We start from the raw sequence: 12444 nt of genomic DNA on the forward strand, positions 1-12444 counted from the left end.
ACAGGCATCCCAAGAACGGCAATCAAATATAGAGGTGAAAAAGATGATTTGGCAGTTAGTTCAACAATTAATTAACCAAGCCTTAGCTGCACAGCTTATCGAAAAGGAAGATGAAATATACGCCCGGAATCAAGTTCTTATCCTTTTGCACCTGACCGAGTTTCCGGAATCGCTGCCATCAGAAGAAACTGTTTTTGACATTCCTGAGCTGCTTGATCAAATCGTTGATTACGCGTGCACAACAGGAATTATTGAAGATCTTTTTGATGAAAGGGAAATTTTATCCAGTAAAGTAATGAATTGTTTTATTGCCCGACCTTCAGCAGTGAACCAGCAATTTTATGAAAAATACCAGCAGAGCCCGGATTCCGCCACAAAGTATTTTTATCATTTAAGTAAAAATAGTAACTATATTCAAATGAAGCAGATTCGTAAAAATATAGATTATAAGGTTGGATCGGAGTTTGGGGACATCGATATAACGATTAATTTATCAAAGCCAGAAAAGGATCCGAAAAGTATTGCACGGGAACGGGCAGTGCAAAAAACAGCTTATCCCAAATGTCTGCTTTGTATTGAGAATGAAGGCTATTCAGGGAGAATCGGCCATCCGGCACGATCCAATCACCGCATGATTCGCGTGGATTTGTCAGGTGAGAAGTGGTATTTGCAGTATTCACCGTATGTGTATTATAACGAGCACTGCATATTATTGTCGGAGCAGCATACAGATATGCAAATTAGCAGGAAGACTTTTCAGCGGCTTCTGGGGTTTGTTGAACAATTTCCACATTATTTCCTTGGTTCTAATGCGGACATTCCGATTGTGGGTGGTTCCATATTATCACATGATCATTACCAGGGCGGGAATTATCAATTTGCGATGGCAAAAGCAGAAGATGACTGGACATTTGACTTGTCAGATTATCCAAAGGTGAAATGCTCGGTTGTTAAATGGCCGTTGTCTGTTATTCGCCTGCGTTCACAGCAAATCGATCATCTTGTGGAATTGGCGGAGCATATTTTAACAAAATGGAAGAATTATAGCGATGCTTCATTGGGAATTTTGGCTTGGACCGATGAGACACCGCATCATACGATTACGCCCATTGCCCGTAAAGCAGGGGATATGTTTGAGCTGGATTTAGTTTTGCGCAATAACCGCACGAATGAGGAGCATCCTCTAGGCATTTTCCACCCGCATGCGGATGTGCACCATATAAAGAAGGAAAACATCGGTTTGATTGAAGTAATGGGACTTGCCGTTCTGCCGCCGCGATTAAAAGATGAGCTGAGAGAGGTGGAGAAATTTATTCTCGGCCAACCAGCAGATGTTGCTGATTATCACTCAGTCTGGGCGAATCAGTTAAAAGAACGGTATCATGCTGTTGCGATTCAGGAAAATGTGGAAGATCTGGTCCGGAAAGAAACAGGGATGAAATTCTTGCAGGCGCTTGTGGATGCCGGTGTTTTTAAGCGGGACAAAGAGGGAGTCTCTGGGTTTAAGCGCTTTATTCAATCATTATAACTTAACTTATATGAAAAGAGTGGGGTGAAGTTGATGGAGATTACAAAGAGATTATTTGGGCAAATTGATGGTGGAACAGTGAATGAATATACGCTAACGAATGATTTAGGAATGAGGGTTTCTTGTTTAGATTACGGCTGTGTCATCACAAAAATTCTGGCTCCTGACCGAAGTGGCACTATGGAAAATGTTGTACTGGGCTTTGAGCGGTTGGAGGATTATTTAGAATGGTCACCGTACTTTGGAACAGTTGTCGGCCGTGTAGCCGGCAGGATTAAAGGTGCACGGTTTGAGCTGGATGGGCAGGAATATGTGCTTGATGCCAACGAAGGTGCAAACCATATTCACGGAGGAAAAAAAGGTTTTGACAAAGTGGTGTGGCAAGCTGAACCATTGGAAGATGAAAAGTCTGTCGGTATAAAATTTTTTTATTACAGTTCGGATGGGGAAGAAGGATATCCCGGAAACTTGGAAACAACAGTGATCTATCGTTTAACCAATGAAAATGAGCTGATCGTTACGTTTGAAGCGGAAACAGATAAAAAGACGTTGGTGAATTTAACAAATCACTCTTATTTTAACTTAAACGGCAATTTGAAGCGGGATTGTTCCGGACATGAGCTCCAGCTTGATAACAATGGCTTTTTAGAGTTAGCGTCAGATTTAATTCCGACTGGAAAAATACTTGGGGCTGCTGACACTCCATTTGATTTTCGAAGCGGCCGAAAGCTAAGTGATGGAATTCAATCATCTGATCCGCAAAATATTCTGGTCGGCTACGGTTATGATCACCCGCTTATTTTTTCAAAACAGGGTGAAAATAAAATTAGGTTATGCGATGATGAGAGCGGACGGGTGCTGGAAATGACAACAAATCAGCCATGCGTGGTGCTTTATTCCGGGAACCAATTGGCAGGGCCATTTTCAATTTCAGGTGTCCCGGCAAGGAAATACTTAGGTGTCTGTTTGGAAACGCAAGGGCTTCCGGATGCGATCCATCATCCTGAGTTTCCTTCTGTCATTCTGAATCCAGGAGAATTATACCGCCACGCAACGACGTACCGATTTTTTGTACAATAATAAGGAGTTTTTAATATGGCAACCATAAAGGATATTGCCCAGCAAGCGGGAGTGTCCATTGCGACGGTATCACGTGTATTGAATTATGATGCGACACTTTCAGTTAGTGATGAAACGAAAAAAAGAATCTTTGAAGTCGCAGAGGCACTTGATTATAAAAAGAAAGCTGTACGGAAACAGGAAACAGGCAAGATTGCCCTCTTGCAATGGTATACGGAGAAGGAAGAACTCGGGGATTTGTATTACATGTCGATTCGTTTAGGCGTGGAGAATCGGTGTCAGTCCCATGGTATTCAAGTAGTAAGGTTTTTCCAAGACCATTTTGAAGAATTGAAGAGTGGAGAGATTCAAGGGCTGATTGCGATCGGTAAATTTAGCGAAAAACAAGTGAAAGAGCTGGAAGCGCTGACTGAGAACATTGTTTATGTGGACTACTCTCCAGATGAAGAGCGTTATGATTCAGTCGTGGTGGACTTTGGGAAGGCGGTCGAAAAGGTTCTTGCTTTTTTATGGGAGAATGGCCATAAGCAAATCGGCTATATAGGCGGCAAAGAGATGTTTAAGGATGAAACGGCTGTGATTGAGGATCCCAGAGAGAGGACTTTCAAGCGATTAATGAAGGAAAAGGGATTATTTCATGAAGCCTTTATGTACAGCGGCAGCTACTCTGTTGATGACGGATATCTTCTTATGAAGAAGGCAATCCGCGAACATGGGCAAGAGCTGCCTACTGCCTTTTTTGCCGCGAATGATTCAATTGCTGTCGGAGCATTGCGTGCATTATTAGATGAAGGTATTGCTGTTCCCGAGCGAGTGAACATCATTGGTGTGAACGATGTAAGTATCGCGAAATACGTCTTTCCGGCATTAAGCACGGTAAAGATTTACACAGAACTAATGGGAGAAACCGCCGTAGACACCCTCCTCGAACGAATAGAAGGAAGAAAAACGCCTAAAAAAATCACCATCGCCACCAAACTCATCATCCGCGACAGCAGCTTTGGCACCAAAGTGGAATAACATAACATGCAAGAATAAGATAAACAAAAGAGACAAAAGGCAATTTGTCCACCTCAGGCGGACAAAACAGCCTTTTGTCTTTTTACGGTGCCTGACACCACCTCTCATCAACAGTTAACTTAAAATGACAGAAAAGGTGATTGTTGATTGGTCGAATGTTACGTATAATGATTTTAGTTAGAGACTTGCGGAATGGAGATGTGTATGGGCAGATTGGCGAGGTTGGGGTATGTTGCAGGTGCTTTGTGCTTTATTGTTAGCTGTTCGTTTGCGGTGTTTTATGGGGTTAAGGTGGTGTCCCATAAGCAGCCGGTGGAGAAAGGGACGCAGCAAAAGTATAAATATCATTTGGTACTTGTGCCAGAAGAGTTAGATAACGAGTATTGGAGACTTGTAGAAAAAGGTGCACAGGCAGCCGCCAAAAAGTATGGGGTGCTGTTGGAATATGTGGGGCCGAAGCAGGCGAATATTGATGTTCACTTAAAAACGATTGAAATGGCAGCGGCTTCAAAAGTTGATGGCATTATGACCCAAGGGCTGGATGACCAATTTACCCCGTTAATAAATAGGATTGTGGAACAGGGAATACCAGTAGTCACCGTTGATACAGACACAGTAAACAGCAAGCGTCTTGCATACATAGGAACTGACAATTACTATTCAGGCTATTTGGCTGGAAAAGCGATGATTGCAGATACAAAAGGAAAGGCGAATGTCGCGATTATTACCGGAAGTTTTTATAAAAATCACCAGCAGGAGCGGGTGAAGGGCTTTGAAGATGCCGTTAAGTCTGAAAAAGGAATACATATCATTGATGTAGAAGAGTCGGAGATCAGCAGAGTTCGTGCCGCTGAAAAGACTTATCAGATATTACAGAACCACCCGAATGTAAACGCCTTCTTCGGGACGAGCGCATTAGACGGTGTTGGCATAGCCCAAGTGGTGGAGCAATATAAAAAACCTGGACAAATCTATATTATCAGCTTTGATACTCTTCCGGAAACACTGGAGTACATTCGTAAAGGAACGATACAGGCTACGGTTGTCCAAGAACCCTACCAAATGGGTTATGGAGCTGTAAAAATTATGATTGATATCATTAATCGAAAGAAAGTGCCCTCTGTAGTTCACACGGATACAAGTATATTGCGCGCCAAAGATTTGCCTCAAATCCGAAAAGAAACAGGGGAGGGCAGGTAATGTTATTCCGAATCCGATCGAAACTGCTGCTGTATTTTATTGTCCTTGTCGTTCTGCTATCGTCCGTCGGGTTCCTGTTTTATAAAAGCAGTGAAAGTGTGTTTAGTGAGTATGATGACAGTTTCCAAAGTTTTCTTCTGCTTAATGATATCTCACAGCGGACCAATTTAATTACCGATAAACTTCATGCATATATTCTTGAAAAAGAAGAGCACTACCATGAGGATTACCGAAAGGAAAAAGTAAAGCTGATCGACGACCAAAAAAGACTTTATCAAGTAATGAATTCCAATGATGCTACTTTGATGAATTATAAAAACATGATTGATAGTTTCTTAGACGAAGGCGACGCAACGGTTGGTGCTTTCCGACGGAATGATATTAACGGTTATTCTGACCATTTTAATGATACCGTGAATACCGCCTCCTTTATTCATGAAAGCACACTGGCTATATTAAATAATAAACTGACAGAATATCAAAAATTCTATGATGAGATGGAAAAGCAAAGACGATATTACAGGCTCATGTCGCTGTCCCTGTTTGCCGCCGCCTTTTTCCTTAGCACATTGTTGGCATTATGGATTTCTGGAGGGATTACGAGACCTATTAGTCTGTTATCGAAAGCTGCAAAAGAGATTTCGAAAGGAAAACTGGATGGTAAAGATATAAAAATTACCACAAAAGACGAATTGAAGCCTCTGACTGAAACGTTTAATCAAATGCGGGCAAATCTTAGGCAGTTGGTGCTTGAAATTAAACAAAAATCAGAGCTGGATAAGTTATTGAAGGAAATGGAACTAAGAAGGCTGCAACATCAAATTAATCCACATTTCCTTTTTAATACATTAAACACCGTATCAAAACTGGCCTACCTGGAAGAAGCGGAACAAACCTCAAGACTGATTGAAGCTGTTGCGGCTATCCTCAGGTATAATCTAGGTGATTTAAATCGAGGATCTACATTGAGGGATGAAGTAAAGATTGTCAAAGAGTATTTCTTTATTCAACAAACAAGATTTGGGGAACGGATTCAATTTATAACAGAGATCCAGGACGATTGCCTGGACATTGAAGTCCCTCGATTAATTTTACAACCGCTAGTAGAAAACGCCTTCATTCATGGGGTGGAAGCTTACGAGGAAAATGCTGAAATCCGCCTCCAAATTTATCGTTGTCAAGAATCGATTTATGTGGAGGTCATCGATAACGGCCAGGGGATGACAGAGGATGTACGGCAAAAACTGCTTCAATATGGGGAAGGGAACGAAGCAGATGATGGCGCAAGGCTGGAAAAATCCGGGGGTCATTCTACAGGTATAGGTGTGAAAAATGTAATTCGAAGGCTGCAGCTTTTTTACCAATGTCAGGACATTGTGGAAATTGAAACGGAATTAGGAAAGGGAACCAACTTTAGGCTAAAGATTCCAGATGTAAATAAAGGGGGAAATGACCTTGTTAAAAATACTGATTGTTGATGATGAAGTCCTGGAGCGGAGGGCATTAACAAAAATCATTGCGAATATTTCAGATGATTTAACAGTTATTGGCGAGGGTGCCCCGAATGGCAGAATAGCCATTGAAATGGCTAAGGAGCATGAGCCTGATATCATTTTCATGGATATCAAAATGCCCGGCATTGACGGTGTCCAAGCCGTTAAAGAAATTAAAAAGTTTAATCGTGATGTCCGATTTATCATGGTATCTGCCTTTAATACATTTGAATATGCCAAAGAAGTGATGCAGCAGGGAGTTAAGGAATACATATTAAAACCAAGCAGAAAGCAAGATATTTGTGAAAGCCTGGAGCGGGTATTGGCTGAAATTTCTTTGGATCGCAAACAGCGGGAAGAACAGCATAGTTTGAAAGAAAGCCTAAACCGAGCGGTATCGATTGCGCAAAAGGAATGGGTATCTTCCTTAATCACAAACCAGGTTCATGATATGTCATTTGATGAATGGAGCCAGCTGCTTGGAGTAGAAATTACCAGCGGGTATATCATGCTTTTTTACCTTGAACCGGAACCGGCTGCAGATTTTTCTCAAATGGAAAAACATAACTGGTACAGCTGGCTTAAGGAATCGCTGAAAACAATCACGAGCAAGCAAGAGGTTCTTCCAGGGCCGATGACAGAAACGCAAGTACCGGTGTTGTTCCTGTGTAAGAAAACAGCAGGGAAATTTCATTTTAAAACAGATGCTCAAGCCATTATTGACAACTTGTCTACGCTTTTTCGAAAAGAGCCCTTTAAGGGAGAATTAAAAGTTAGTATCGGCCTTCCTTATCAGCATGCAAATGAACTTAATCAATCGTATCATGATGCGATACTTGCATTAAAACAGCTTCTATTAATCCCGAATCGCAGGGTCTTATTTTGTGATAAACAAGGTTCAACAGATATGCCTTCCTTGTCCGCAATGCTGGAAATTGAGAAACAGCTACTAGAAGCCGTCCGTCAAGGCGATGTCAATCAAGTACTCTTTATCTATGATTCATTTATTAATAAAATGAGAGAAAATGGCGATTTGCAGGGATCAATCGTGAAAAAGTCATTTGATGAATTGTTCGTCCTTCTATCAAGGATGCTTCATGATTTAGGCATCAGCTATCAGCAAACACCTGTTATTGAGGATTCGGAAGAAATTCAGCAAATGTTTGAAAAGGGTAAAACCCATTTATTAAAGATTGTCAGTCACGTCCAAGTCTGGCGGATGAATCATGCAAAGGGGATGCTTCACAAGGCAAAGGAATTTATCGAAACGCATTTTGCTGATTCTCTTACACTGGAGCAGGTAGCAGAATATGTGGAGCTAAGTCCGTTTTATTTCAGTAAATTATTTAAGGACCGCTTCGGAATGACGTTTATTGATTATTTGACGGAAATTCGAATCAAGAAGGCCAAGGATGAAATGGTCGATCAAGGAAAAAGCTTAAAGGAAATCTGCTTTTCTGTTGGTTACAAGGACCCGAATTATTTCAGCAGAGTATTTAAAAAACACACAGGCCTATCGCCGACAGAGTTTCGAAAAGCGATTGTTAGTTAATTGAATGGAAATCACGTGCACTTTCTGTGACATAAAAAGGTATAATTTCCTCTAGAAGTGAGGGATTATACCTTTTTTAGTGGCTTGATTATACTTGGAGGTTGGTTTCCGGTCAAGGGAATGAGCGAGGTGAAGGGGACCTTACCTGCCTCGTATTCGCAGGATATCGGAACATTTAGATCACTAAATGATATTGAAGCCATAGTGTGATATACCTATTTAATATTGCGATTTAAGGACAAAAAAGTGAAGATTCATAGTTCTGAAGTCTGGGTGCTGAATGAATAAACTGTCATTTTTTGGGAGGAAAATGGCTGTTTTTTTATAAAAAATATTTCTAAAACTGGATTATTACGGAAATGTTTCAATCGTTGCAAAATAATCTAGAATATCACAAATTTATGCTATTCTTTTGACCTATTTTACAAGCTTGGCCCATGCTACCATAAGTGTAAAGGCTTACATGAGGCTTTAGTGAATGAACACAGGCTTTGCCAAAACAAAAAAAGGAGAATGATAGCATGGTGAAAAAGAAAAAAGGTTTATTTCTAACAGCAACGATCGCGACTAGTATTCTATTAGCTGCAGGGTGCAGCAGCTCAACTAGCGGTACTGCAAGTTCTTCAAGCGGTAACAGTGGAAGCAGCGGCGGCAGCCTTCCTGCAGTAGGTGCAACCATTTACAAGTTTGACGATAACTTCATGTCATATGTACGCCGTTCAATGCAGGATGAAGCAAAAGGCAAAATAAATCTTATGTTGAATGACTCTCAAAACGACCAGGCAAAACAAATGGAGCAAGTAGATACTTTGATTGCAAAAGGTGCAAAATCGCTTGCCATTAACCTTGTAGATCCAAAAGCTGCGCAAACGATCATTGATAAGGCTAAACCAAAAAATATTCCAGTTATCTTCTTCAACAAAGAGCCAGATGCAAGTGTTATGAAGAGCTATGATAAAGCTTACTATGTTGGAACAACTTCTGCTGAAGCAGGTATCCTGCAAGGGGATTTGATTGCTAAAGCTTGGGAAGCAAACAAGGATAAATGGGATAAAAACCATGATGGCGTCCTTCAATATGTATTACTAAAAGGTGAACCAGGACATCCGGATGCAGAAGCACGTACGAAGTATGTTATTGATGAACTTCACAAAAAGGGCATCAAAACGCAAGAGTTAGCAATGGATACTGCTATGTGGGATGCAACAAAGGCAACAGAAAAAATGGATGCGTGGATCTCTAAATTCAATGACAAAATTGAATTTGTTATTGCAAATAACGATGGTATGGCGTTAGGTGCTATTTCTTCCCTTGAAAAAGCTGGGTATTTCACAGGCAATAAGTTTATGCCAGTTGTTGGTGTTGACTCGATTCCTGAAGCCCTTGACATGATTAAACAAGGAAAAATGGTTGGCTCCATCTTAAACGACGCTAAGAACCAAGGAAAAGCGACAATTGACCTTGCTGCTAATGCTGCAAATGGTAAAGACGTATTGGATGGAACTCAATGGAAATTAGATGATTCCAGAGCTGTTCGTGTTCCATATGTCATGATCACAAAAGATAATATTCAAGTCGGTGAAGACGCTTATAAATAAGAAGCATTTTAAGTAAAGAGCTAGAAGCGCCTGTCCAGGGGCTGACAGTTAGGTCCCATGGCGCTCCTCGAACGAAGGAAAAGATGCAGCTTTTCCTTCGTTCGGGGTATTGTTTCAAAGCGTTCACTTTGAAGCCTGGACACCGTCATACTTTTATTCAACTAGTATGAGACGTATTTACACAGTCTCATATTTTTTAAATGGTAAAGCGAGGAGGTTTGCTCATGTCAGAAGCTAATACAACCAATTTACTCGAAATGCTTCATGTAACCAAAAGATTCCCTGGCGTAATAGCTCTAAACAATGTTTCGCTAAAAGTGAAACCTGGGTCAGTCCATGCGCTAATGGGCGAAAATGGTGCGGGAAAATCAACTTTAATGAAATGCTTATTCGGGATTTATTCAATGGATGAGGGTAAGATTCTATTAAATGGACAAGAAGTGTCCTTTGCCAATTCCAAACAGGCACTTGAGAATGGCGTTTCCATGGTGCACCAAGAACTCAATCAGGTGCGTCAGCAAAGTGTAATGGACAATCTTTGGCTGGGCCGTTACCCAAGAAAAGGCATATTCATTGATCACAAGAAAATGTACGAAGATACGTTGGAAATTTTTAAGAGTCTTGATATTCAAATTGACCCGCGCAGTAAGGTCAATACGTTATCCGTTTCTGAGATGCAGATGGTAGAAATCGCGAAAGCTGTTTCCTATAATTCTAAACTGATTGTAATGGATGAGCCGACCTCTTCTTTAACAGAAAATGAAGTAAATCATCTTTTTAGAATCATTAGAAAGCTGCAAAGCGAGAATGTGGCAATTATTTATATCTCCCACAAGATGGAAGAAATTTTGAAAATTTCAGATGAAGTAACGATCATGCGCGATGGTCAATACATTGCCACCAAAAGTGCCAAGGATATTACAACAGATGAGATTATCAAGCTGATGGTTGGACGTGATCTTTCTCAGCGCTTCCCGGAAAAAATGAACAAACCAGGGGATATCATTCTTAAGGTGTCCGATCTGACAGCAGAATCCCAGTCCTCTTTTACTGATGTCAATTTTGAATTGAAAAAAGGTGAAATATTAGGAATTGCGGGTCTAGTTGGTTCGAAACGGACGGAAGTGGTTGAAGCTATTTTTGGGATGCGGGGATTACAATCTGGAACCATCGAATTGAACGGAAAAGTAATTGAAAACCAATCTCCCAAGCAGGCCATTAAAAACGGTTTTGCTCTAGTAACGGAGGAAAGAAGAACAACAGGGATTTTTCCTGAATTAAGCATTAGCTTTAATTCTGTTATCTCTAATCTAAGACAATATAAAACCAAAGGCGTGTTCCTTTCTGACCGCAGAGTATCCCAGGATACGCAATGGGTGATTGATTCAATGAAGGTGAAGACCCCTACGCAAAAAACCTCGATTGGCAGTCTTTCCGGCGGGAATCAGCAGAAGGTTATCATTGGTCGCTGGCTTTTAACGAAACCGGATGTTTTATTGCTGGATGAGCCGACAAGGGGAATTGACGTTGGAGCAAAGTTTGAAATCTATCAATTAATTAATCAATTAGCATCGGAAGGAAAGGGGATCGTTATGATTTCCTCGGAGATGCCAGAATTATTAGGTGTTACAGACCGAATTTTAGTCATGAGTAATGGAAGAGTAGCTGGAATTGTTGATACAAAAACAACATCGCAAGAAGAAATCATGCGATTGGCAGCTATGTATTAGGAGGGGTGTCCATGAATAATCAGGCGTCAAAAAAATCAAATGTGTCAAAGTGGCTTTTTGATAACGTAATTTATGTGTTTTTAATATTGCTCGTCATCGGTATTGTCATTGCTTCTCCTGACTTTTTATCGGTAACGAACTTAATTAATATTTTAACTCAGTCTTCATCAAGGATTATTATTGCCCTTGGGATGGCAGGGATTTTGATTACGGCAGGAACAGACCTTTCGGCTGGCCGGATGGTGGGGCTTGCTGCAGTAGTCTCGGCTTCACTATTGCAAGCGTCCGATTATGCTTATCGCATGTATCCTCATTTGCCGCATCTACCTTTATTTGTTCCAATTTTACTTGCCATGGTGATTACTGGTCTTATCGGTGGGTTAAACGGTATTATTGTCGCAAAGTTAAATGTACCACCTTTTATCGCGACACTAGGTATGATGATCACTGTTTATGGGTTAAACTCGATGTACTTTGACCGTCCTCCTTATGGAGCACAGCCAATCGGCGGGTTAAATAATGAATTTATCACTTTTGCACAGCGTGGGATTCCAATCGGCAGCTATGAAATTCCATATCTAATCTTTTATGCCATTATCTTTACGATCTTTATCTGGATTCTCTGGAATAAAACACAGTTTGGTAAAAATATGTATGCCATCGGGGGCAACCCGGAGGCAGCTAAAGTATCAGGTGTTAATGTAACGAAATATTTGATTCTAATTTATATACTTGCAGGTGTTCTTTATGGTTTCTCTGGTACACTTGAAGCCGGTCGTGTCGGCAGTGCCACAAACAATACAGGTAACATGTACGAACTAGATGCCATCGCAGCCTGCGTAGTCGGCGGCGTATCCCTATCTGGCGGTATCGGAACTGTACCAGGTGTTATTACTGGGGTATTAATTTTCCAAATTATCAACTATGGTTTAGCTTTCCTTGGCGTCAGCCCATACATTCAATACATCGTGAAAGGTGCGATCATCGTCGTGGCTGTTGCCTTCGACATGCGCAAACACGCGAAGAAAAAATAATTATTATATGCTGAAGACAGCACCTCAAAAATGGTGCTGTCTTATTATTTAATATAAAGAAAATATAGATTTTAACTATGAAAATTGTTTAACGCAAGCGGCCTATCGCCCTGAGATCAATTAAGCACGAATGGGCTAACGCTCTTCGTGTTTCTTTTATCTCAGTTGGAGTGATCCAGCCCATACGCCGCTGACCAGGGCGCTTGCGC

9 protein-coding genes are annotated in these 12444 nt (G+C 41.0%); all 9 read left to right on the plus strand.

The annotated features are described in order from the left end of the window. Window positions 1-43: 43 nt before the first annotated feature. The 9 genes from galT (at window position 44) to mglC (ending at window position 12235) form a co-directional block, all read left to right on the plus strand. Window positions 44-1528, plus strand: coding sequence for a UDP-glucose--hexose-1-phosphate uridylyltransferase (gene galT / locus HPT25_RS10175; protein WP_173063308.1), 1485 nt, complete (start codon window positions 44-46; stop codon window positions 1526-1528). A 33-nt stretch (window positions 1529-1561) separates the two neighbouring features. Beyond that, entirely contained in the window at window positions 1562-2608 is a 1047-nt protein-coding gene (locus HPT25_RS10180) for an aldose epimerase family protein (RefSeq protein WP_173063311.1), read from the plus strand. Window positions 2609-2623: 15 nt separating this feature from the next. After that, window positions 2624-3628, plus strand: coding sequence for a LacI family DNA-binding transcriptional regulator (locus tag HPT25_RS10185; RefSeq protein WP_173063314.1), 1005 nt, complete (start codon window positions 2624-2626; stop codon window positions 3626-3628). Between the two features lie 192 nt (window positions 3629-3820). Next, entirely contained in the window at window positions 3821-4828 is a 1008-nt protein-coding gene (locus tag HPT25_RS10190; RefSeq protein ID WP_246277169.1) for a sugar-binding protein, read from the plus strand. Beyond that, complete coding sequence (locus HPT25_RS10195) at window positions 4828-6306, plus strand: sensor histidine kinase (RefSeq protein WP_173063320.1); 1479 nt, start codon at window positions 4828-4830, stop codon at window positions 6304-6306. The genes HPT25_RS10190 and HPT25_RS10195 overlap by 1 nt, the downstream gene beginning before the upstream one ends. Further along, window positions 6278-7873 (plus strand): response regulator transcription factor, encoded by a 1596-nt coding sequence (locus tag HPT25_RS10200; RefSeq protein WP_246277170.1) that lies wholly within the window; start codon window positions 6278-6280, stop codon window positions 7871-7873. Before HPT25_RS10195 ends, HPT25_RS10200 begins: the two co-directional genes overlap by 29 nt. Window positions 7874-8394: 521 nt before the next feature. Then, on the plus strand, window positions 8395-9471 hold the full coding sequence (gene mglB / locus HPT25_RS10205; RefSeq protein ID WP_173063340.1) for a galactose/glucose ABC transporter substrate-binding protein MglB: 1077 nt from the start codon (window positions 8395-8397) through the stop codon (window positions 9469-9471). Window positions 9472-9695: 224 nt separating this feature from the next. Beyond that, window positions 9696-11201, plus strand: coding sequence for a galactose/methyl galactoside ABC transporter ATP-binding protein MglA (gene mglA / locus HPT25_RS10210; protein ID WP_173063344.1), 1506 nt, complete (start codon window positions 9696-9698; stop codon window positions 11199-11201). Between the two features lie 11 nt (window positions 11202-11212). Beyond that, complete coding sequence (gene mglC / locus HPT25_RS10215; RefSeq protein WP_173063346.1) at window positions 11213-12235, plus strand: galactose/methyl galactoside ABC transporter permease MglC; 1023 nt, start codon at window positions 11213-11215, stop codon at window positions 12233-12235. The last annotated feature ends 209 nt before the right edge of the window (window positions 12236-12444 follow it).

This window comes from Neobacillus endophyticus, assembly GCF_013248975.1.
In the GTDB taxonomy this organism is placed as follows: Bacteria; Bacillota; Bacilli; order Bacillales; family Cytobacillaceae; genus Neobacillus; species Neobacillus endophyticus.

Coding starts and splice junctions, on each gene's coding strand:
- HPT25_RS10180 (WP_173063311.1), top strand. CDS start 1,562: ATGGAGATTACAAAGAGATTATTTGGGCAAATTGATGGTGGAACAGTG.
- mglA (WP_173063344.1), top strand. CDS start 9,696: ATGTCAGAAGCTAATACAACCAATTTACTCGAAATGCTTCATGTAACC.
- mglB (WP_173063340.1), top strand. CDS start 8,395: ATGGTGAAAAAGAAAAAAGGTTTATTTCTAACAGCAACGATCGCGACT.
- HPT25_RS10185 (WP_173063314.1), top strand. CDS start 2,624: ATGGCAACCATAAAGGATATTGCCCAGCAAGCGGGAGTGTCCATTGCG.
- HPT25_RS10190 (WP_246277169.1), top strand. CDS start 3,821: ATGGAGATGTGTATGGGCAGATTGGCGAGGTTGGGGTATGTTGCAGGT.
- mglC (WP_173063346.1), top strand. CDS start 11,213: ATGAATAATCAGGCGTCAAAAAAATCAAATGTGTCAAAGTGGCTTTTT.
- HPT25_RS10200 (WP_246277170.1), top strand. CDS start 6,278: ATGACCTTGTTAAAAATACTGATTGTTGATGATGAAGTCCTGGAGCGG.
- galT (WP_173063308.1), top strand. CDS start 44: ATGATTTGGCAGTTAGTTCAACAATTAATTAACCAAGCCTTAGCTGCA.
- HPT25_RS10195 (WP_173063320.1), top strand. CDS start 4,828: ATGTTATTCCGAATCCGATCGAAACTGCTGCTGTATTTTATTGTCCTT.